29 protein-coding genes are annotated in these 22575 nt (G+C 31.2%); 12 read left to right on the top strand and 17 right to left on the bottom strand.

What is annotated here, in order from left to right; genetic code table 11:
* The first annotated feature begins 65 nt into the window (after positions 1 to 65).
* A complete protein-coding gene (locus KFV12_RS05695) occupies positions 66 to 1745 on the top strand; it encodes an Rqc2 family fibronectin-binding protein (protein WP_254257525.1) in 1680 nt (559 codons plus the stop codon).
* Between the two features lie 272 nt (positions 1746 to 2017).
* Here the strand turns inward: KFV12_RS05695 and KFV12_RS05690 are convergent, their stop codons facing one another.
* Positions 2018 to 4087 (bottom strand): ATP-dependent Clp protease ATP-binding subunit, encoded by a 2070-nt coding sequence (locus KFV12_RS05690; protein ID WP_254257524.1) that lies wholly within the window; start codon positions 4085 to 4087, stop codon positions 2018 to 2020.
* Between the two features lie 665 nt (positions 4088 to 4752).
* Here KFV12_RS05690 and KFV12_RS05685 point away from each other — a divergent pair.
* The 3 genes from KFV12_RS05685 to KFV12_RS05675 all read left to right on the top strand — a co-directional run bounded on the left by KFV12_RS05685 (position 4753) and on the right by KFV12_RS05675 (position 7198).
* A complete protein-coding gene (locus tag KFV12_RS05685; RefSeq protein ID WP_111714584.1) occupies positions 4753 to 5448 on the top strand; it encodes a transglycosylase family protein in 696 nt (231 codons plus the stop codon).
* 222 nt (positions 5449 to 5670) lie between these two features.
* Positions 5671 to 6402 carry a transglycosylase family protein gene (locus KFV12_RS13285; RefSeq protein WP_275439902.1) on the top strand — a complete coding sequence of 244 codons (732 nt, stop codon included), beginning with the start codon at positions 5671 to 5673 and terminating at the stop codon, positions 6400 to 6402.
* Positions 6403 to 6529: 127 nt separating this feature from the next.
* On the top strand, positions 6530 to 7198 hold the full coding sequence (locus KFV12_RS05675; protein WP_254257629.1) for an MIP/aquaporin family protein: 669 nt from the start codon (positions 6530 to 6532) through the stop codon (positions 7196 to 7198).
* Positions 7199 to 7238: 40 nt separating this feature from the next.
* On the opposite strand, the gene lepB is transcribed toward KFV12_RS05675, so the two are convergent.
* Together lepB and KFV12_RS05665 are read right to left on the bottom strand one after the other, a co-directional pair.
* Positions 7239 to 7826, bottom strand: a complete 588-nt coding sequence (lepB, locus tag KFV12_RS05670; RefSeq protein ID WP_254257523.1) for a signal peptidase I — start codon at positions 7824 to 7826, stop codon at positions 7239 to 7241.
* Positions 7827 to 7932: 106 nt separating this feature from the next.
* On the bottom strand, positions 7933 to 8433 hold the full coding sequence (locus KFV12_RS05665; protein WP_254257522.1) for a DUF805 domain-containing protein: 501 nt from the start codon (positions 8431 to 8433) through the stop codon (positions 7933 to 7935).
* A 173-nt stretch (positions 8434 to 8606) separates the two neighbouring features.
* Here KFV12_RS05665 and KFV12_RS05660 point away from each other — a divergent pair, with 173 nt between their 5' ends.
* Positions 8607 to 8810 carry a helix-turn-helix transcriptional regulator gene (locus tag KFV12_RS05660; RefSeq protein ID WP_111714579.1) on the top strand — a complete coding sequence of 68 codons (204 nt, stop codon included), beginning with the start codon at positions 8607 to 8609 and terminating at the stop codon, positions 8808 to 8810.
* Positions 8807 to 9547, top strand: a complete 741-nt coding sequence (locus KFV12_RS05655) for a DUF3169 family protein (protein WP_111714578.1) — start codon at positions 8807 to 8809, stop codon at positions 9545 to 9547. Before KFV12_RS05660 ends, KFV12_RS05655 begins: the two co-directional genes overlap by 4 nt.
* A 75-nt stretch (positions 9548 to 9622) precedes the next feature.
* On the opposite strand, the gene KFV12_RS05650 is transcribed toward KFV12_RS05655, so the two are convergent.
* From KFV12_RS05650 to KFV12_RS05620, 8 genes are all read right to left on the bottom strand, one after another.
* Positions 9623 to 10093 carry a hypothetical protein gene (locus KFV12_RS05650; RefSeq protein ID WP_254257521.1) on the bottom strand — a complete coding sequence of 157 codons (471 nt, stop codon included), beginning with the start codon at positions 10091 to 10093 and terminating at the stop codon, positions 9623 to 9625.
* The gene (locus KFV12_RS05645; protein WP_099577539.1) at positions 10086 to 10283 is read right to left on the bottom strand and encodes a helix-turn-helix transcriptional regulator; all 198 of its coding nucleotides are present in this window, start codon (positions 10281 to 10283) and stop codon (positions 10086 to 10088) included. Before KFV12_RS05645 ends, KFV12_RS05650 begins: the two co-directional genes overlap by 8 nt.
* A gap of 113 nt (positions 10284 to 10396) precedes the next feature.
* Positions 10397 to 10519 carry a hypothetical protein gene (locus KFV12_RS13280; RefSeq protein WP_302054732.1) on the bottom strand — a complete coding sequence of 41 codons (123 nt, stop codon included), beginning with the start codon at positions 10517 to 10519 and terminating at the stop codon, positions 10397 to 10399.
* Positions 10520 to 10632: 113 nt separating this feature from the next.
* Positions 10633 to 11295 (bottom strand): hypothetical protein, encoded by a 663-nt coding sequence (locus KFV12_RS05640; protein WP_254257520.1) that lies wholly within the window; start codon positions 11293 to 11295, stop codon positions 10633 to 10635.
* A gap of 406 nt (positions 11296 to 11701) precedes the next feature.
* A complete protein-coding gene (locus tag KFV12_RS05635; protein WP_254257519.1) occupies positions 11702 to 12196 on the bottom strand; it encodes a DUF805 domain-containing protein in 495 nt (164 codons plus the stop codon).
* 11 nt (positions 12197 to 12207) lie between these two features.
* The gene (locus KFV12_RS05630) at positions 12208 to 12609 is read right to left on the bottom strand and encodes a hypothetical protein (protein ID WP_254257518.1); all 402 of its coding nucleotides are present in this window, start codon (positions 12607 to 12609) and stop codon (positions 12208 to 12210) included.
* Positions 12610 to 12816: 207 nt separating this feature from the next.
* Entirely contained in the window at positions 12817 to 13218 is a 402-nt protein-coding gene (locus KFV12_RS05625; protein ID WP_254257517.1) for an HIT family protein, read from the bottom strand.
* Positions 13219 to 13261: 43 nt separating this feature from the next.
* A complete protein-coding gene (locus KFV12_RS05620; RefSeq protein WP_111714570.1) occupies positions 13262 to 13747 on the bottom strand; it encodes a GNAT family N-acetyltransferase in 486 nt (161 codons plus the stop codon).
* Positions 13748 to 13880: 133 nt separating this feature from the next.
* Between KFV12_RS05620 and KFV12_RS05615 the strand changes: the two genes are divergently transcribed.
* Positions 13881 to 14078, top strand: coding sequence for a DUF6366 family protein (locus tag KFV12_RS05615; protein ID WP_254257516.1), 198 nt, complete (start codon positions 13881 to 13883; stop codon positions 14076 to 14078).
* 1 nt (position 14079) lies between these two features.
* Here the strand turns inward: KFV12_RS05615 and KFV12_RS05610 are convergent, their stop codons facing one another.
* Together KFV12_RS05610 and KFV12_RS05605 are read right to left on the bottom strand one after the other, a co-directional pair.
* Positions 14080 to 14886: a hypothetical protein gene (locus tag KFV12_RS05610; protein WP_254257515.1), complete on the bottom strand. Its 807-nt coding sequence runs from the start codon at positions 14884 to 14886 to the stop codon at positions 14080 to 14082.
* The gene (locus KFV12_RS05605) at positions 14883 to 15395 is read right to left on the bottom strand and encodes a GNAT family N-acetyltransferase (protein WP_254257514.1); all 513 of its coding nucleotides are present in this window, start codon (positions 15393 to 15395) and stop codon (positions 14883 to 14885) included. The genes KFV12_RS05610 and KFV12_RS05605 overlap by 4 nt, the downstream gene beginning before the upstream one ends.
* A gap of 92 nt (positions 15396 to 15487) precedes the next feature.
* Between KFV12_RS05605 and KFV12_RS05600 the strand changes: the two genes are divergently transcribed.
* The 5 genes from KFV12_RS05600 to KFV12_RS05580 all read left to right on the top strand — a co-directional run bounded on the left by KFV12_RS05600 (position 15488) and on the right by KFV12_RS05580 (position 18397).
* A complete protein-coding gene (locus KFV12_RS05600) occupies positions 15488 to 16102 on the top strand; it encodes a LysE/ArgO family amino acid transporter (protein ID WP_254257513.1) in 615 nt (204 codons plus the stop codon).
* Between the two features lie 49 nt (positions 16103 to 16151).
* Positions 16152 to 16418, top strand: a complete 267-nt coding sequence (locus KFV12_RS05595) for a hypothetical protein (protein WP_254257512.1) — start codon at positions 16152 to 16154, stop codon at positions 16416 to 16418.
* 4 nt (positions 16419 to 16422) lie between these two features.
* Positions 16423 to 16698: a hypothetical protein gene (locus KFV12_RS05590; protein ID WP_254257511.1), complete on the top strand. Its 276-nt coding sequence runs from the start codon at positions 16423 to 16425 to the stop codon at positions 16696 to 16698.
* 4 nt (positions 16699 to 16702) lie between these two features.
* Positions 16703 to 16993 (top strand): DUF3784 domain-containing protein, encoded by a 291-nt coding sequence (locus KFV12_RS05585; RefSeq protein ID WP_254257510.1) that lies wholly within the window; start codon positions 16703 to 16705, stop codon positions 16991 to 16993.
* A 75-nt stretch (positions 16994 to 17068) separates the two neighbouring features.
* The gene (locus KFV12_RS05580; RefSeq protein WP_254257509.1) at positions 17069 to 18397 is read left to right on the top strand and encodes an MFS transporter; all 1329 of its coding nucleotides are present in this window, start codon (positions 17069 to 17071) and stop codon (positions 18395 to 18397) included.
* On the opposite strand, the gene KFV12_RS05575 is transcribed toward KFV12_RS05580, so the two are convergent.
* From KFV12_RS05575 to KFV12_RS05560, 4 genes are all read right to left on the bottom strand, one after another.
* Complete coding sequence (locus KFV12_RS05575; RefSeq protein ID WP_254257508.1) at positions 18296 to 18868, bottom strand: NUDIX hydrolase; 573 nt, start codon at positions 18866 to 18868, stop codon at positions 18296 to 18298. The genes KFV12_RS05580 and KFV12_RS05575 overlap by 102 nt on opposite strands.
* A gap of 586 nt (positions 18869 to 19454) precedes the next feature.
* Positions 19455 to 20348, bottom strand: a complete 894-nt coding sequence (locus KFV12_RS05570) for an ABC transporter permease subunit (protein ID WP_254257507.1) — start codon at positions 20346 to 20348, stop codon at positions 19455 to 19457.
* A complete protein-coding gene (locus KFV12_RS05565) occupies positions 20348 to 21196 on the bottom strand; it encodes an ABC transporter permease subunit (RefSeq protein ID WP_254257506.1) in 849 nt (282 codons plus the stop codon). The genes KFV12_RS05570 and KFV12_RS05565 overlap by 1 nt, the downstream gene beginning before the upstream one ends.
* A gap of 92 nt (positions 21197 to 21288) precedes the next feature.
* The gene (locus KFV12_RS05560) at positions 21289 to 22575 is read right to left on the bottom strand and encodes an NtaA/DmoA family FMN-dependent monooxygenase (RefSeq protein ID WP_254257505.1); all 1287 of its coding nucleotides are present in this window, start codon (positions 22573 to 22575) and stop codon (positions 21289 to 21291) included.

The following is a 22575-nucleotide window of genomic DNA, read 5'->3' as shown; positions in this document are numbered from 1 at the left end:
GCACTAATATATGATGATGAATGAATTCATGATACACTAAAGGGACGAAAAAAAGAGGTGAGCATATGGCTTTTGATGGCTTATTTACACATCAAATGATTAAAGAAATATCATTTTTAGAAACAGCACGTATTAATAAAATTACACAACCTGATGATTATACAGTAATACTCGTCATCCGTGCGAATAGAAAGAATCAGAAACTTCTTATATCAGCACATCCTAACTTTGCACGATTACAATTAACAACTGGTAACTTTGATAACCCGTTCGAGCCACCGATGTTCTTACGTGTATTACGTAAACATATTGAAGGCGGCATTGTCTCGAACATCAATCAAATTGGAAATGACCGAATTATAGAAATCATCATCAATAACACAAATGAAATTGGTGATCGTATCGTACGACATCTTTATATTGAAATAATGGGTAAACATAGCAACATTATTCTTACTGATGAAAATAAAAAAATACTCGATAGCTTAAAACATTTAACACCAAATACGAACAGTGCTAGAACGTTAATGCCAGGCTTTAGTTATGAATTCCCGCCAACATTAAAAAAACATAATCCACACGAAATTAATACAGTCAGTGACTTACTTAATCCAGAGCTGCCGATTAAAAAAGCATTACTCAAAGCACTAGAGGGGTTCAGTCCGGTTGCCGTCAATGCACTGTTAGCTTCAGATAACGATATAGATGCTGCATTTAAAAACTTTATGACTGATCAGTTTATCAGACCAGTTGCATTTACATTAAACGATAAAGAAGATTTCTATTATAAACCTGTACCATTTATTACAGATGTAGAATCTTTCGATAGTTTAAGTGAATTGTTAGATCACTTTTATAAAGACCGTGCAACACGTGAGCGCGTAAGAAACCAGACGAACGATCTTGCCCGTCACTTAACCAGCTTACTTCAGAAAAACGAGAAGAAACTGGCAAAACTCGTGAATGAACTTGAAGAAACAAAACGAATGGATGAAATGAATTTATTCGGTGAATTAATTACAAGTAATATGTATATGCTAAAACAAGGCATGGAAGCATTTGAAACTGTGAATTATTATAACGATGAAACAGTAACAATTCCTTTAAATCCAAGAAAATCGCCTGCTGAAAATGCGCAATATTATTACAAGCAGTACAATCGTCTTAAAACGAGAAAACAACATGCTATCGTTCAGATAGAAGAAACAAAAGATGAAATTGAATATATCCAGACCATTCAAATGCAGCTCAATCATATTGAGCTCGATGATATCGATGATATTCGTAATGAGCTGGCTGAACAAAATTTAATTAAGAAAAAACATAAAAAGAATGATAAGAAGAAAAAGAAGACACAAGAAATCGATCACTATTTATCGCGAGATAATCAAGTAATTGTAGTTGGAAGAAATAATCTGCAAAATGAATATATCACACATAAGATGGGCAGAAATAATTATCTCTGGTTCCATACAAAAGATATTCCAGGCAGTCATGTCGTTATATTAGATGCACAACCGACTGATGGTACGATTGAAGATGCAGCCTTTTTAGCAGGACATTTCTCGAAAGCACAAGGATCATCTAAGATACCTGTGGATTACACAGAAATTCGTTATGTATATAAACCAAATGGTTCTAAACCAGGATTTGTCACATATACCGATCAATCGACAGTAGTTGTTACACCAGATGTGAAATATATTCAGCAGATGAAAGAAGATTACAGAGAAAATGAATCGTAGGGCTATTTAGTCTTACGATTTCTTTATTATTATGTCTTTACTTTGGCAATCTACAATAATAAAAGAATTTGTTATCATTGCAGTGATAAATGAAAAGGATGTTAAGAAGTAGATATCAGACAACTAAAATATTTCATTTAACCGATGAAAATAACTATTATCCAATAGGCATATCATTAAAAAGAGGCTACGTATGTACTCAGGAAATGACTGAATTCATCTCTTTAATAAAGACAAATAAAAAGTGCGGGTACATTTTGTACCCGCACTTTTTATGCTACCTTAATATCTGTTTTATCATTATTTAACGTTAAATGAACATTTTTAACTTCCGGATGTTCTAAATAGTAATCAGTTATATTATCCCTAACATGCTGTTCAACAACACGGCGTAGCGGTCTCGCACCAAGCAGTTCATCATAACCATTATCAATTAACCAGTTTTTCGCTTCATCTGTAATTGTCATTGTGATTTCCTTTTTAGCTAATGTTCGTTTAACATCATCTAACATAAGATCAACAATTTGAAGTAAACTTGCTTTATTTAAAGGTTTAAATTCTATAATACCATTAAATCGATTTAAGAATTCAGGTCTGAAATAATCTTTAATGATTGCCATAATGTCAGTGCCTTCCGACTTCTTACTGTCCAAACTAAATCCTGCATTACTTGTAGCAATGATAATCGTGTTTTTAAAGTTGATTACATTACCTTGACCATCAGTCAATTTTCCATCATCTAATACTTGTAATAACAATGTTAATATTTGTGGATTTGCTTTTTCAATTTCATCGAACAGAATCACTGAATAAGGATTACGGCGAACACGTTCTGTTAATGTATTTGAGTTATCATCGTATCCCACGTAACCAGCAGTAGTACCGATCATTTTAGAAACAGCTGTTAAATCACTATATTCACTCATGTCCAGACGAATTAATGCTTCTTTATGACCAAATAAATCAACAGCTAACTGTTTTGCGAGTTCTGTTTTACCGACGCCAGTCGGACCAACAAACAAGAAGCTACCGATCGGTCGGTTACCTTCGTCAAATCCAGCACGATTTCTACGGATTGCTTTTGCCACCGCTTGTACCGCTTCATCTTGACCGATAATTTTTTCTGATAATCTATCTTTAATATTTTTCAGGCGTTCAAGATCGTTACTATCCATCTGCGAAACAGGAATTCCAGTTAATCTCTCAACTGTGCCTGCTACATCATCAACTGTTAACGTGTTTGTTTCGACGCTTTCCTCTATACTATCCTTTATTGATTTAATCTCCATTTGTAGTGCATTTGCCTGTTCATAATCTTCTCTATCTACTGCTTTTAATTTATCTTGTTCAAGCTGGTCGATTTGTTTTTCTGATTGAACAGTATCAACAACTGTATGATTAGAAGAAACATGTGCTGCAGTGATATCCAGTAAATCTATCGCTTTATCCGGTAATAATCTTTGCGGGATATATTGAATCGATAAATCTACACAAGCTTTGATCACATTATCGGGTATTTCTACTGCATGATGTTGTTCATATTGTTCTTTTATACCTTCCAATATTGCGATTGTATCCTCTGCAGTTGGCTCATTCACGACAACTTCATTAAATCGACGAGATAAAGCTGGATCTTTTAATATATTATTACGATACTCATCTTGAGTAGTAGCACCGATGATTGTAATATCTCCTCTGCTTAATGCTGGTTTTAAAATATCAGATAAGCCTTTACTACCAGAATCAGCACCTGTTGCTCCGCTACCGATCATTTGATGAATCTCATCTAAGAATAATACGATATTATCATGTGCTTTCACTTCATTAATTAACTTTTGAACATTTTCTTCAAAAGCACCACGATATTGTGTCCCTGCTTCAAGCGCAGAAATATCTATTGAAATAATTTCTTTATCTTTAATTGCCTGTGGTACATCTCCGCCAATAATAGCTTGAGCTAAACCTTCGACAATCGCAGTCTTACCCACCCCTGCTTCACCAACTAAGATTGGATTATTCTTTATTCTTCTACTTAATACTTCTGCTGTATTACGTATTTCTTTTGAACGTCCAATCACTGGATCTAGTTTTCCATTACGTGCTTCTTCAGTTAAATTTCTACCAATCTTTGATAAAAACTCACCCTGCACATTGTTATTTTGATGTTTTAATTGTTGTGTCTGATTATCATTAAATTGGTTATTTTGTATATTTTGAATTGCTTCAGGTGTTACTTCATGCCCATTAATATAAAATTTGCGCTTCACTTGACCTTGTCCTAATTCATTGAACATGCTGTTGAACATTTTATCAAAGTTACTGTCAAAAATTCCGTTATTCATAAAAATCACTCCTATTTAGTTGTAAGTATGGCTACAAAGGGTATTATGTTCCTTTGATAATCTTATTATACCAATTTGGTCAAAGAAGGTCAAACATTATTTTGACTTTATTTGACCTTTGTTTTTATTTTATTTCATTAAATACTTCTTATTAAACCAGCAGCAAATAATAATCAACAATTATAATAGAAGAAACTCAAATTAATATAGTGTTATTAAACCTCAATTTTTATTTGCAAAATGCGATAAATAAATCAGAAGTATATGATTCTTATAAAAAATTTTTATTTGTGACCATTTTTTGACAAACATATTCGTTGCAAAATATATATATATATTTCATCCCTTTCATCTCCTATATTTAATCATCATCAATGATAATAAAAACACTATATATTTTTTACATAAAATGTAAGCAATATGAATAGAATTAACCTTTTCTTACTCAAAATTTTTGAACTCAAAGAATATATATGGTCTAATATGTACCGTTACAGAAAATAAACTTTATATTGCAGTTTATATGCAGAATAAAAAATTATTCTTATATCTGTAACTTATAAAAATATATTTTTTAATCGTTTCTTCTTGTCGAAATACACATCAATTTCGACATAGCTGGACAAGAGACATAAAATTTTTAAATTACTGGAGGATTATATATTATGAAAAAAGCATTATTAACTTCATCATTAGCATTAGCATTAGGTGTAACAGGATTATCAGGAGTAAACGGTTCAAACGAAGCACAAGCATCAGAAACGACACAAGCTGTTAAAGTGGATTTCAATGAACTTGCAAACCTAGCAAGAAACAATTCTGAAACATTAAATGAACGCCCAGTACACGCTGGAGCATACAATTATTCATTTAATAAAGATGGATATTCTTATAACTTTGAATCAGATGGCATTTACTGGACTTGGGAATATAAATACACGGGTGCAGCAGACACGGTTGTAAATCATACATTTACCCAACCAAAAACCGTACAACAATTTGACAATGTTAAAGAACATACACCAATTCAACATACAGCTTATCAAGCACCAGTTCAACAAAAAGCACCGGTTCAACAAAGCACTTATAAAGCTCCTGTTTCACAAACGTCAACATCAAATGTAAGTGTCAATGCACATTTACAGTTAATTGCACAACGCGAATCAGGTGGTAATATCCGTGCGATCAACCCTACTTCAGGTGCAGCAGGTAAATATCAATTTTTACAAAGTACATGGGATACTGTTGCTCCGGCAGAATGGAAAGGTAAATCACCAGCTTCAGCACCGGAATCGGTTCAAGATGCAGCTGCCGTAAAATTATATAATGAGTACGGTGCACAAAACTGGGTTACAGCTTAATATTTAAATTATTACATGCGAAGGATGCTCTGTAGTGCATTCTTCGCTTTTTATATTACAAAAACATTTCGGCATTGTAATGAATTGTTATTTTACTGTAACGTATGTAATGATTTTATATGTTACATTATTAATGTCGAAAGAGAGATAATTATCGACAGTCAACTTTGACAATCGATAACGAAAATAACAAAACGTAAATTAATGGAGGACTTATATATTATGAAAAAAGCAATTTTAACATCATCATTAGCATTAGCATTAGGTACAACGTCGGTAGCAACTGCTGGTCAAGCATACGCTTCTGAAACTGAAAACACTCAAAAAGAAACTGTAGACTTCGCTCAATTAGCTGAATTAGCTAAAGCAGAATCTGCATCATTAAACGAAAAACCAGTTCATGCAGGACCTTACCACTACGAATTCAGCAAAGATGGATTCTCTTATGAATTCAAATCAGATGGTATCTACTGGACTTGGGAATATAAATACACTGGCGCTGCTGATACTGTAGTTAATAAATCAGTAGAAGTTGCATCTGTTGAAGCTCCTAAAGCTGAAGTACAATCAGTAGTAAGTGCACCAGTTGCGAAAACAGCTGCTCAAACTGCTGTTAAACCAGTTGTTCAACAAACAGCTTATAAAGCTCCTGTAGCACAACCTGCTGCAGTAAAAACTTACAAAGCACCTGTTCAACAAACAGCTACTGTATCTAACACTGGTGGAGTTAACTGGTCAGCTTTAGCACAATGTGAATCTGGTGGAAATCCAAGTATCGTAGATGCTTCTGGAACTTACCACGGTTTATATCAATTTGACGTTCAAACATGGCGTGCAGTTGGAGGATCTGGTGTTCCTTCACAAGCATCAGCTGCTGAGCAAACGAAACGTGCACAAATCCTTTACAGCCAACGTGGATCTCAACCATGGCCAGTATGTGGAGCTCGTTTATAATAACAATTACTATACTTTCAAGAAGAATCATATATATGATTCTTCTTTTTTATTGAAATTTTACTCTTGCATATACATATTATTTGTATTATGATTGTTCTTGTCACTATTTTTAGGAGGAAATTTTATAATGAAAAAATATTTATCTGAATTACTAGGTACATTCGTACTCGTATTCTTTGGTACTGGCACAGCAGTTATGGCTACTTTAAATCCAGACGCTAGCGTAGGAATCTTCGGAATCGCATTCGCATTCGGTTTAACAGTTATTGCAGCAGCATATGCAATCGGTGATATTTCTGGAGGACATTTAAATCCTGCAATATCTTTTGCAATGTTTCTAGATAAGCGTTTATCTTTCAAAGACTTCGCAATCTATTCAGTATTCCAAATTATCGGAGCGTTTATTGCGACATCATTAATCTGGGCGATTCTAAGCTCATTTACTAAAAAAGTTGAATTCATCTATGGTGCTAACGTGCCAAATAACATCAACAATAAGGGCGCATTCTTAGTAGAAGTAATTCTTACGTTCGTATTTGTGTTCGTTGTATTATCTGTAACAAAAACTAAATTTATCGCACCAAGTTTAGCCGTACTTGTAATCGGTTTAACATTAACAATGGTACATTTAATCGGTATTCCATTAACAGGAACATCAGTGAATCCAGCAAGAAGTATTGCACCAGCAATCTTTACTGGCGGAGATGCTTTATCAACATTATGGATCTTTATCGTAGCACCATTAGTAGGTGCAGCAATTGCTACATTTACACATAACTTCCTAGAATCATAAAAAATAAGCCTATTCAGTAAAGCTACTGAATAGGCTTTTTCTATTGATTTACCTTATCAAAATCTTCTTCGTAAAAGTCAGTCTCAAAATCTTTGAATGGCCAGATACGTACTGAAACTTTACCTACTATATTCTTGCTATTGATTAAACCAAGCTCAGGTTTACGACTATCAAGACTGATTTCGCGATTATCTCCAAGCACTAAATATTTACCAGCAGGAATAGTATCTTTACCGCCTGAATGTGATAATGTTTTCACTGAGAAATTTTCAGTTAGCATTGGGTTAACATTGATTTCACGATTCGCCTGCAAATAATTCTCTTCTACAACCTTACCATTAACATATAATAGATCATCCTTATATTCTACCTTGTCACCAGGAAGACCCACTAAACGTTTAATATAATCACTCTTATCATTCGCATGAAATACGATAACGTCTCCCCTATCAAGACCATTTGTCCATGTTGCCATTTTGTTAATGATGACACGATCTTTATCCTCAAAAGTTGGTGCCATTGAGTCACCACTTACTTGATATTGTACAAAGAAAAATGATCGGATAATAAACAATGCAATTAATGCTAATCCAATCGATATAATCCATTCTCTTAATTCTTTTTTCATTTTTTCACACTCCTGCATTCATGATACAATACCACGCACATAAATACAAAAATGTGCCAAAATTTATAAGACATTTCAATAGTAAAATTTAACTTAACTAATCAACTTAGTACATTTGTCGCTTCGGATCTTCACCAAATTTATTAGGACCTGAGGTTCCTTCAATTAATGTAAATATGAAATAGACGATTATTGTAATGAAATAGATTATACATATAACAATTACGATTTCAAAATTACTAAAATTTAATAACATACCTATTAGGACTAAAATAATTCCAATAGCTACAACACCTAAATAGGGAAACAACGCCCACCAACCATTTATATTAATATCTTGTAATCGACGTGCTGTCACTGTAAATAAAGGAATAAAATTAATTAAGCCCCAAATATAATTGAACATTTCAGTCATACTATCTTCATCATCTATAGCAACACCATTAGCTGCATCTATATAACTTCCAATCACCATTAAAATAATAGCAATAATAGTATTGATAATTGCTGGAGACCAATATTCTAGCCTTCGAGCTCTACCTTTCATTTTGAAAGTCTTCTTCCAATATATTTTATAAGCTTCAAAAAAACCGAGATCTTTTTTCAATATTCACACCTCCCACTAAATACTTTAACATAAATTGTTAACAGTAAATCTTAAAGTTACCTTAAAGTTTGTTATCAGTTTGACTATCATATTATATATTTTGACTTATATACTTGTCAAAATGATAAATATACATTACACTACTTATAAAGAATGCAGAAAGGAGTTAAGAGATGAAAAACAGACTCAAAGAACTAAGAGCACGCGATGGCTATAACCAGACGCAACTCGCTAAACTCGCTAAAGTATCTCGACAAACCATTTCTCTCATAGAGCGAGATGATTTCATGCCTTCTATTCTTACCGCAGTACGTATTGCTAGAATATTTGATGAACCCGTAGAAAATGTATTTATAATTGAGGAGGAAGAGCTGTGAAAAAAGATAAAAAGTTAGGAAGAAGCTTATATGTAGTATTAATCGGAGCTATATTCGGTGGGATAATCGGAGGTGGACTCCCTTTAGTAAATGACTTTATAACTTACTTTACGCATAAATATCAAATTAATTTTATGATATATATCGTTCCATTGTTAATGATTGTCTCTGTTTTATTATATTTAAAATCTAAGCACCAATATAATGCTATGTCTCAACCACAAAATAAAAGTGAAGATGATCAATATATCTATCAACTTAATCAATATAATAAATCTTCTAAAAATATTGTAAATGCCAGTAATATTCTTATTCTGGCAATTGCTTTAGCAACAGCAGATTTTATTTTGAAGCCTTCAACTCAATATTTAATTTATTATGCAATAATTGTAGTTATATTTTTGTTTCTAGTACTAATATACACAAAACATAATCGAACTGTATTATTAGCCTTTCCTTCAATCACTAATAGTGGATTCGAATTAGATTATGAAGATAGACAAATCATGACAACGCTTATTAACAATATAGATGAAGGTGAAAGACTTGTGATGTTACATGCACTATCAAAGACATATATCGTAATGATATATATGTTAAGCGGCTTATTATTATTACTGGCTTTCTATCAAGCTACTAGTGGTGAAAATCAATATTTAGCAATGATTGGAATTACATCAGTGCTCATCTATTCTACTATCGCATACTACAAAAAATCAGAAGAATTTAATAAATAGACTACAAAAACCCAGATGCTAAATAATGAGGATTAGCATCTGGGTTTTACTTTGGATACTAGAGATATAAAATATTTAGTACTCCTTCTTAATCCTTTGTTTCTCAATAAAATAAAAGATAATTCCTAATATGGTCATGAAAACAAAATCATCAATTAACGCTAAGGGGTCAATCGTAATTGATTTGTTTTGAAAGAATTGCGGGAGTATATTAAATAAAATATGACAAATAAATGTTGTAGGAATGCAAAGTATTATCATCGTATTTTTTATTTTTCGTAGTGCCCCTTTATATTCTTCTTCACTATATACAGCGATATCTCTACTATCATGTTTTGTGGCTTGAATTAATGTCACTATCGAAATAATTAGTAATGTCAGTAATAATAAAACCGAACTTAAAGAAATCTCTCTTTTAATTGTATCAAATACAGTACTTAGCAATAAACATCCAACTATTACGGTGAAAGTTATTTTAAAAGAGCTCGCCATAGCTTGATTGTAATTAAGCATTTCACGTTCATCTTTCTTATATATATCACGCATGATAATCCTCCCAAAATAAAGTATTTAAATCACTGTTTAATGCCCAGCAAATCTTTAAGCATAATTGAATTGTGGGATTGTACTTATCGTTTTCTATCAGATTAATTGTTTGTCTGGATACTTCAACTTTTAGTGCAAGATCTTTTTGTGAAAGACCTAATGCCAATCTATTTTCTCTTACTTTATTCAAATCACCCACCCCAATGTGTCATATATATTGTACTACTAGTATATGGTAATTATATCAAGGTGTCAAATATACACGACAGCCCTTACTTTCAAGTAAGGGCTGTCGATTTCATTTTATAAGTTTAATAAATCAATCATAATTTCCATCGTATATTTCATAACGATTGATAAGATTGCTATTCTCATGATAGCATCAGTTGCAATGTAGCAATAACTACGTTTACTCGCAAGCTTCACGTTATCCTACTTATCTTCATAAGTCATTAGAGTTGAAATAATAATAACAAAAGTCCAACTTGATATCATTGAAAAAATGTCCATATCATCACCTCATAATTTCTTTCGATACCTTACTGATATTCAACACCATTGTCTGCAGTAATCCATTCAGGTAACTTCACACCAGCTGGTAATTTACGCCCTTCTTTATATCCATATTCGTGCATACCTATTTCATTCATAGGACTTAGCATACTATATTCAGCAACTTTCCAAGTACCTTTATCTTTATAATAAACGACGCCTAAGTTACCATAATATCTTGCAATATTTTTATTAGATTTCATACTACCTTCATATCCAGTAGCTTTACCTGTATATTTTTCAAAGGCTTTCTTAGTAATATTTTTATCTTCAACAATAAAAGTCATAGTTGCAAGCTTTGCATTATTAAATTTAGTTTTATAGTTTATATCATAAAAGTTTAACCATAAACGTTCACTTTTTCCGTATACAGATAATACATGTGTTCCCATAGTATCGTCTTTATCATGGTGTCCTTGTGTAATGCTCGTTTTACCTATTTGTGCTTCAACTTGTTTTTTTGTCATTCCTAAACCCACACCATGATATTTGTAAGTTCCCTTTTTCATTTGATCAAAAGTTGCCTTATTAAATTTAGGTAGATAAATCGTTTTCTTTTCTAACTTCGTTGCCGCTTCTGCTGATTGATTCATAACTACAGGTGATACTAAAGACGTCATAATAATTGTTGCTGCAAGTAATTTTTTCATGATATTGCACCTCTTATTCTTTATTTTGTAAAAATGTTATAAATAGTAAATATAGTTATACATAAAGCGTTAACAACAAGGCTTAACTTAAAATATGTATCCTTACTTATATTACGATCCATTTTTCTACGATTAAATGTCATCATATTTAAACGCGTTGTGAGACTGATGTAGAGTATAAATATCATTATTATAAACATCCATCTCATATCATCACCTCTTGAGTTAAATGTACCATTATTATTGTTAAATAGTGCTAATTATTTTGATGTTTAAGGTAAATTTAAGGTAAGTACCGACTTTATGCAATGTACTTAGCGGTATCGCAACTTTTTATGTGCCGATTCCGCTAAAACAAACGAATAATAGCGGTATCCCTATTTTAAATCAAGTGATACCGCTATTATTACCTGTTCAATGGGTCTTCACCATATTCATTTGGTCCATGTGTTCCGTCTCTAAGAAGTAACACAAGATATATAATTACAATACCAATCAGGCAAACGGGCATTGCAATACTAATCATACTTTCTGTATCCACTCCAAATTGATTTAATAACATCGATATTAAAACGATTGTCATAACGAGTACGCCAGGTACTATTGCAATAATTCCTGATAAATTTGTGTCATGCAATCTTCTAACTGAAACGCTTAAAACACCAATCGAGAAAAAGAAACTAAGTGTTTTATATACAATATTACTTATACTAAATCTCGCTTCTGGATCAATACCTAACTGTCCATCTATATATGTACAAATTGTCCATATTGACAATAGAATAATGATATTCACTAACATCGGAAACCAGTATGCTTTACGTGATGAGCGGCCTGAGAAATCTAAAGCACGTTTCCAGAAATCCATATAGGCATCTTTAAAAAATATATTACTTACCATATTTACCTCCGTTAGTTCTTATAATAACCTTTCCTTCTCGTGTTATAGATCACTTTCATCACGAAATAAGAAATTGCATGTATAAATAAAAATACAATGGAAGACAGTAAAATATATAAATTTACGCCAAGTGGCATTAATGCATAGCTATCATTTCTAGCATTTACTGTAACAGGTGCAATATAGCTCACGCCTAAACTTACGAGATAACTCATAAATACACCAAGCGCTATGAAACCAAAATTCAGTTTCTTTCTATAAATTATCGTATTCATAATTACAACAAAAATTAAAATTGGGATAAATACTATCATATCCCCTCTGACAATTTCTGCCCATGCATCAAAAAATGCAAATGGTATCAAATAAAGCAGCATAAATTTATAATCTTTAATAATAATTTTTTCTTTCATATACAACACCCTTTCTATGAGTACAACTTAAATTTACCACTAAAATTAAAAAATTGGATAAAAATACTAAATATTTAAGGTATATTTAAGGTATAGAAGAACATTTCTTTATGTAGATAGCGGAATCGTAACTTTTTATAAACCGATACCGCTATTATTATCTAAATTTTAGATTATATAAAAAAGCATAGCTTCTGCTATGCTCATTCAGGAATTTAAAAGTTTAATAAATCGTGTAAAATCAAATGGGAAATTTTCAGTTGGACCCTCTTCCCAAAATCCATCTGATTCATATCGCGGTATAATATGTTCGTGAAAATGTGTTCCATTGTCCATTACTCGTCCATTATTTCTTATTATAGAAACGCCAAATATATTCATATCATTTTCTAATATTTGAATTAGTTTTCTTTCTAGTTGAATTAAATCTAAAACCACTCTATCCGGTAGTTCTAGATAATTCATATAATGTTTCTTTGATATTAAAAGCATATGTCCTACTTGTTCTGGATTGATATCAAATACAACCTTAAAATGCTTTGTCTCATATAAAATTTGATCTTTATCAAGACCATTACAGAAAATACACATTATATCACCTATCTTCATAGTATAAACCTTATAGTAATAAAAAAAGACACCTCTCGGTATCTTAAATATCTTTATAATAAAAACGATTATCCTGTGGAACAATACTGAAATCGCTTGGCAGTTCTTCTTTCGGTATTAAATGAAACCCGTTCTTTCTATAGAAATGCTGAGCTGCTTCAAACTTATCAATTGTTCCTAAATAAATGGATTTAATACCATCGTCATGTGCGTGTTGAGTGACATGATCTAATAGTTTCTTACCTATCTTCATATTCCTTGTATTTGAATCAACATATACTCTCTTCAAAGCACTGTTGTTATCTTTTAATTTTAATAAAGCGATTGTACCAACGACTTTACCTTCATAGAGTGCTAACCAGAACTGACCACCTGTATTAATATAGGTTCCTAATATGTTCTTTAAATCTGGTTGGTTATCATACGTTACGTTTTCAATATCAAATTCATGGAGTTTGATATTTATGATAAACTCATTTACCTCTTGCTTATAGTCGTCTGTGTATTGGATGATTTCGATATCTTTCATATGCGCCTCCTCTAAGTTAGTAATGTAATATCTTAAAGTTAATAAATACCCAGAGAAGCTCGATATAAACTTTACTTCCAAATTTCCGAATATTATGTATAATAAATGAAAAAACTGAAATGAGTTGATATTAATGAGTCTGTCACCAGAGGATCAAAGAGATCAGTTAAGAAGAAAAGAAATTGAACGAAATAGAATCGGTAATCTTAAAGACAGTTCACAAAATGCATATACCGGTAATTTTTTAAGTTCTATGAGTAATAAAGCTTTAGGCATATTTATTATAGTATTAGTTATAGTAGCATTTATCGGGTGGTTAATTGTTCATTAATTTAAACACCCGATATTATTAGTGAAGTCATATTATATGTATTTAATATGGCCTCGAATTCTTTAACGATAGGTTCATGTTCAGGATTATAGTGCTTATTTCTAATATCTTTTAATATTTGCAACTTTAGTTTTTCATCTATTATTGTTTCACCATAAATAGAATAATTTTTATTATGATGCGCTACTAAATCATCAATTAAAGCAAAAGTTTCTTCGTAAATCTCAACGTGATCAATTACCGCCTCATTTGCTTTCATAATTAAATCAACCACTGGACCTCGTTCTTCAACTTCTTTATCTTTAAAAAATTTACGACTCTTATGTTCTAAAAGTTTAATAAATTTATTATTAGAATTATTCTTCTCACTAAAAACATCTATTACTTCTATCAACTTTTCTCCGATAACATATATAGAATGACCAAACCATGGTATCCAAATCATATTATCATCATCTATATAATATAAGACATCATCACTATTTGGAAATGCTGGATAATCTACATATAAATCCGGTGAATACTGAATTTTAAAACTTTCTGTATGGTAACTTAAAGTTAGTAAACGTTTATCAGGAAAAGCAGCGATAATATTTTTTACAAAAAAGTAAGTATACAGATCTATTGCTTCATTCTCACCACGATGGAACTTTTCCTCACTATGTGTGAATAATACATCGTATCTCTTATGCGGTATTCGTTTAATTTGATGTAAACCAAGATATGCTATTCCAAATGGAGATACTTTTTTAATAAATCTTTTAAATATTTGATTAACTAGTTTATCATCTACTTTAATATGTTTCATTGCAATGCCCTATATTCATTTTTTAATATACTATACATGTAACTGTCTCTGTAATGCCCTCTAATAATTTTATCCTGACGCATTAATCCTTCTCTTTGGAGTCCTGTTTTCTCTAGCACATGAATCGAACCTGTATTTTTAATATCTGTTACTGCATAAATTCTATTTAGTCCCTGATCGTTAAAACCATATTGGACTAAATACTTCGCAGCATGTGTTGCAATACCTTTCCCCCAATAATCTGGATGAATCATATATCCAATCTCACCTTTTTGATGTTTATGATTTAATGTGATTCTGCAAATTCCAATTAATTTATTTGAATCTTTATCTTCAATTACTCGATAATGCATCTTATCAGAGAGTGATAGCATTTGATGGATATACGCCTCGGTATCTTCCATGGTTTCTATAACCCATGATTGATAACGTGAGACTTCAGCATTCGTTAATAGATTAAAAATTGCATCTTTATCTTCTATGACTAATGGTCTGTAAGCAATGTTCATGAAGTTCTCTCCCCCTATCTTTTATGCTATTATTAATATCTTATAATATTTATCAATTATTACAAATTAATATAAAGTGTAAAGGAGAACCAATGTCACAAGCAATTATTCACGGTATTCTACTCGCCTTCGGATTAATTCTTCCGTTAGGTGCACAAAATGTCTTTGTATTTAATCAAGGTGCAAACCATAAAAGTTTGAAGAAATCTTTACCTGTTATCATTACAGCAAGTCTTTGTGATACTTTCTTAATATTATTAGCGGTTCTTGGTGTTACTTTATTTTTAAATACATTTCCCACTTTGAAGCTCATCATTTATATCATAGGTTTATTATTCCTATTATATATGGCATATTCAATTTGGAATGAAAATCCAGGAAATCAAGATAAATCCGAAGCAATGTCAGCGAAAAAGCAAATTGGATTTGTAATGAGTGTATCTTTACTTAATCCTCATGCAATAATGGATACAATTGGTGTCATCGGTACAAGTGCAACGACATATGCTGGTCATAACAGAATTGCATTTACATTAACCTGTATCGCAGTATCGTGGTTATGGTTCATATCACTTGCCTATATCGGAAAAATTATAGGATCAATTGATAAGCAAGGTAATATTATTGTAATCCTTAATAAAGTTTCAGCGATTATTATTCTAATCGTTGCTTGTATTATTATTAAAAATATCATCAATATGTTTTAATTTATACTAATTTTGTAAATAGTGTATAATCATTGTAAGAGGTGGTATTATGCAATTAAAGTGGATAAGTATATTATTTACATCAATTAGTTTAATCGCTTTCGCCCTATCCTATATACTTCCATACGATATAATGAGCGATTATGATACTCAAGGTATTTGTATGAATATCTTTATGTTCTCAGGATTCATCGGATTTATATTATCTATTATTTCCAAAGCAAAACATCAAATACTTTTATTGTTATTTAGTCTTGTTCCAATATTATTGATGGGTGCACTTTTGCTTTTAGCCTACTACATTTCAGGGTGGTAATATGATGAAAAGAAGAATCATTTCTAACATATTTATGTTATGTGTTGTCGCATATTTTATCTGGCTCATTTCTAGACCTGAGTTGTACTTAAGTGACATATCAATGCATGCTAAGAATCCACTTTCAATTTCATGGCACTATTTCACAATTGATACGGACTTAATTGGAGCAAAAGATAACGAAGATGACTATACCATTTCTTTGTACCCATTTTACTTTATGTTATTTTTAGCTTTTATAATAAGGTTCATACCTTTTAAGAAGAAATATAAGGAGTGACATTATGATATTTATTATTCTGTTATTTGCGCTTATAGGCATTTACATGTTAACAGGTCGTGGTGGGTTCTTAATTGCTGGATATAATTTTATGCCTGAAGCAGAAAAAGAGAAGTATAATGAAAAACGTTTGTGCCAGTTTGTAGGGATATATATGATTTTTACTTCTATATTTGTTATTTTTTTAGAATACAATATATTACAAGAGCATATAACTATTATCATTTTTCTATGCATAACAATTGCTTTTATAATCTTCTTAAATACTTCAAGAATTTTTAAACATCGCAATTAAAACTGCTCTCAAAGGCAGTTTTTTTATTTTTCATTATGTTATAATGATTTAAATTTGTTTTGTGGGAGGTTATATATGAAACGTTTCTCACCGATTATCTTAGCTTTACTTGCAGCAACATTCATTGCACGGTTTAGTATGCTGATGGTTATGCCGTTCTTATCTATCTATTTAATCAATACATATCATTATTCAGGTTTTCAGATTGGAATCATTTTATCAGTGGCAGGTATCGTAGCGATTTTATTAAGCATGACGTCAGGTAGTGTCATAGACCGCTTCAATAAAAGACACGTCATATATTTCGGTCTCCTTATCGGTATACTGAGTTATCTCTCATTTCCAATGATACATAGCTTTCCTGGTTTCATTCTTTTCTCTATTACTTCCACTATCGGCAATACACTAGTCGAGCCGACATATCGTGTACTCATTACACAATTTACTGCAGATGAGCACAAGAAACTGATATTCAATATCAGATATTATTTAATCAACGTTGCTGCTGCAATGGGTCCTTATATTTCAAGTCAAATTCAGTGGGTTGGTATTGAAAAGCTTTTTTATATCGTGGTTACTGCTTTACTGATTAATTTAGTCATGTTTATTGTTATCTTCAATAAATATGATATCGATCTTAAAAATAAACAATCCATGACACATATCCCTTTCTTTAATATGATGTTTATCTTCAAACAGGATAAAGCTTTTCTGTATTTAATACTCGGAAATATATTCATCGTATTTGGTTATACGCAGATGATGACGTCACTGAGCATCTATTTAAGTAAGATTTATCCTTATGCAACTGCCATTCATCATTATGCAATACTTACATTAGTCAATGCGATTGCTGTTATCTGTCTACAGATTGTCGTCTATAAAATTGGACAGCATATTAAGACAAGTACTTCGATCATTATCGGAGCAATATTACTACCATTAGGTTTGATGCTTGTTGGTATCTCTCCAGACTTATTTAATCTTTGTATCGCGATGTTTATATTGACAATCGGTGAAATCTTCGTCTTCACGATGTGGGATTTGAGAATTGATGAGCTTTCACCTCAATCAATGAAAGGATCGTATTATGCGTTAACAGGTCTTACTGGTATTTCACGTATCATTGCACCACTTGCCGGAGGATTGTTAATCGATAATTTATCTAACGGTTTTCTTATCTGGACGATTTTAGGCGGTGTTACATATTTATCTGTATTCTTCTTTATCAAAAGCGCAAAAATAACACCTGTAAAATTACAGTTTACAGGTGTTATTAAATTTACAACTATTAATATCATTTTATATTACTTCACTTACGATGCAGAAATATTTATCACTGTATGGAATAAACATTTGCTTCGTAATTTCAAATTTTTCATCATCTTTGAATGTCTTTCCTGATAAAACCTTCTGTTTATTTTGAAGCAATGATTTAAAGTCCAGAATATTCATCAATATTAAATCCTCAACTTCATGGTTATCGATTACAATCTTATCCAATAATTCACGTGAGATTTCACAAGTAAAGATATTGATAAATTCCTTATCCATTGTACCTTCATTGTCAATACTTTCAGGAATGACACATAGCATTTTTAAATCATCAAATGATACATCTATACCTAATTCTTCTTTAATTTCTCTAACACAATCTGCCATCGTCTCATCATGACGAATATGGCCACCAATTGAAACGTCTAACATACCAGTATAATCACTTAATTCCTGACTGCGTTTTTGTAAAATAACGAAGTCTTTATAAGTGAAGATACATTGAAAAGTCTCATGCCATTCTTCATTTCGATGCGCCTCTTCATAAGTCATAACCCCTTTTGAAGTATAGTTGCTATTAAAAATATTAATTTTTTCCATTATAAAATCCCCTTATCCCTTATAAATTTTTAATTAATATTTAAACTATCCAAAAATTTTGAAACAAGCTACTTTTTCAGAATTTTTAGTTATTTATATTATACATTAAATTATAAAAAAATAGACCTCTTTTAGAGATCTAATAAATATTTCTTGTTATTTTTTGAAACGCTTCAAACACTTCTTCTGGAAAGAATTTAATAGATTCAATACTCAGTGGATTTAGATTAATACAATTTTCTTCCATGTCAATGTCGTTTAAAATACTATTAATAAAAGTACCTTTATCAATCATTTCTATCGTTAAATGTGAATGCGCTTCAGCTAGAGCTTGAGGTATACTTTGATCTGTTCAAAAATAGTACGAAAATGTTGGAAAATAGTCGAATGAAACATCTCCCATAACATCTCCTGCTTTTTCATCCATTAAATAAAAGAACATCTTCTTCTTGAATGACATTTTGAACAACAGCTTTATGTACTGCTTCTAACCTATATATTATTGACATTGTGGTGCTCCTTTACTTTAATTAATACTATTTCATCAATAAGCAATTTATTAATAAATAATAAATTAAGGAAAAAATCACTTTGAACTCATAACATCTAATCGTTGATAAACATACTGACAAATAAACAACATATAGATTATTGCAAATAATGGTGAATAGAATGTCCACCAAGCAACTTGTAAATCATAGAAATGAAATCCTAGTAAACTGCTTAGTTCTGGTATCGTTGGTTGCTCATTTATTAAACAACCTGGTCCATAACATACATCAGTTCCTCCAAAGAATATTTTAAAAAAAGCGAGATGTGATATGACTACTAGTGTCTGAAACATAATTCTAAAAAATACAATGACATATTGTATCAGCATATTTGGTAATATATGCTTTATAAAGATATAAACTTTAGATGGGCTCATTGTCTTTGCACTACTGATAAATTCTTTTTCTAATATCATTTGTGTTGCTGATTTCACTAATACTATCGTTGTTGGTAACATGAGTAAAATTAGAATAATTAAATTAAATATTATTCGAAAACTTTGTGTTGTCGTAAATTGATCCATTGGTTCATAAAGTATAGGTTTTAGTAATAAATAACCTAATATCGACTGTGGTATATAAAAAAACGGATGCAGGAATTGATCAATTAACGCCAAATTACTTTTCTTAAAGGCTAAATAAGTTCCTATGTTGATTGCTATGATGAGTGTCAATAAAGCAACAACGATAAGTAGTGTTAATGTGATTCTGTACCCAGATAATACTTCATAAGCCATATGTCTAGAGTTCCTATCAACGCCAAATATATAATCTTTTCCGGGCGGAAATGGTGAACTCGCCAACATATTCCCATCTTTATCATATAAGAAATTGGTCTTTTTCACCTTGCCGTTTAATATATCAAAGTAAATAAATCCAATAATCGCAGGAATGATAAGCAAACAAATAGAAAGATAAATGCGTTTCATTATGACATGCTCCTTCCTGTAGTGTGTCTAGTATATAAATCAGAAAATAAGAATAATAAACGTATTGGGATATACATCATTAGAAATGAGATGAACAGTACTACTGGCGTATTATATTCAAAAATAAAAACAGAAATTCCAAATACATTTAATAATCGTTCTAAAAATAATAAACTTGATAAAGTCATCCAGACAATTTGTTTAAAGTTAATAAAATAGCCTGTTAGAATATTCTTTAAAATATGACGATAAAAAATTTCTTTGTTATTTAAACCCTTACTTCTTGCAAATGATACATAGCTTTCTTCTCTTTCTGCAATTAATAATTGATTAATGACAGTAATACTATTTGTTATTGGGATAATTAGCAGTAATAAAATCGGAAATATGACAGCGTTTTGTTCATGACTTGATGCAACATCAAATATCAACACTTGTGTTTTAAGATAAATGAATATAATAATTGAAATAAATACAGGGATATAAAAAATATCAGGCACAATACTTAATACGCGATTAATATGCATTACAATATTGTGAAAAACTTGAGATTGATACATCAAGAATGCGATTATTAATGAGAATAATAAAGAGATAATAAGCGCAATAAATAGTATCGTCATTGAATTTACCCAAGGTTCAAAAATAAATGGGAAAATATCATGTTTGACACCTGACTTTAAATTCTCAAATACGATTGTATTAGGATGTAATAATGAATAAAACGTGTCTTTAATTGCAATGAATAAATTAGGAACATCTATTCTTTGATCGTGAAAAAGTGATGGTAAACATGCAATAAAAAAGAGCATGATAATGGTGATGGAAATATTTATTATGTATTTCATATATACTCCTTTTTCAGAATTTTTAGTTATTTATATTATATATGAAAAAAAAAAAAAAAATAGACCTCTTTTAGAGATCTATATATTTTATTTTATATTTCTAAATGTTCTCTCAATGTTAAAGTATGATAATCCTCTCTGAACAAACCTCTTGATTGTAATTCTGGTATGATGAGTTCAACAAAATCATCCAAACTGTTAGGTAAAGTTGGTGGCATGAGATTAAATCCGTCTGCTACACCTTCTTTCAACCATTTTTCAAATTCATCTACTATCATTTCCGGCGTACCGATTAAAGTCAAATGTCCACCACCTGCTGCTAAATATCCTAAAAGTTCTCGTACCGTTGGATCTTTATCTTTGATAATTTCAAGTACTGTTTCATATCTTCCTTTCGGTCCAGTAAACGATGCTAAAAGTGGTAAGTCAGGTACTTTCGCATCTAAATCCCATCCTGAAGTGTCCTGATGAATAAATAATTCCAGCATTTTTAATGAACTTGCAATATCCAGCATATTATCTAAGGCTTGTTTCTTTGCATAAGCTTGTTCTTCAGTTTCAGCAACGTATGTAACTAAACCTGGTAGAACTTTAATTTTATTCTTTCTTCCTTCTTTTTCTTCTGCCTGTTTCAATCGTTCGCGATATCTTTTAGCCATCGAGATATTCCAGATTACGGAAAACACAGCATCAGCTTGTTCTGCTGCTAATTTTAGGCCTTCAACTGAAGCACCTGCCTGCATTGCGATAGGTTTTCCATACTTAGAATTTGGTGTTGATAACGGCCCTCGTACCTGGAAATAATTACCCATATGATTGATTGGTTGTATATTTTGATGTTTTATCATTTGATGATTTTCTTTATTATAAATAAAATCTTTTTCATCCCATGATTCAAATAATTTATCCATTATTATTCCAAATTCTCTAGCTTTTTCATATCTTTGTGCATGAGCAGGTAAATACTCCATGCTATGATTTCTTGCTTCTTCATCTGTCATAGATGTAACCAGATTCCATCCCATACGGCCATTCGATATATGCTGTAAAGATTGAATTTGTCTGGCTACATGATATGGATTCATAAATGTTCCTGATATCGTACATACTAAACCAACATTGTTAGTTACTTGTGATATTGCTGAAAGTTTTACGATTGGATCTAGCCACATCGCTGGCATTATATTTTCATGTGTTGCATTAAATGCTTGATTATCAGCAAAGAAAATCATATCAAACTTTCCACGTTCACAAGTTTGAGCAAGAGATTGATAATAACTGATATCACCTAAACGATGTATTTGAGAATCATGTGCTTTCCATGCCGCCAAATGATGTCCTATACCATAAATCAATATGCCGATATGCATATTTGACAT

It is taken from the genome of Macrococcus epidermidis (genome assembly GCF_024205965.1).
GTDB classification, from domain to species: domain Bacteria; phylum Bacillota; class Bacilli; order Staphylococcales; family Staphylococcaceae; genus Macrococcoides; species Macrococcoides epidermidis.
This window is presented reverse-complemented; position numbering and strand designations above follow the sequence as displayed.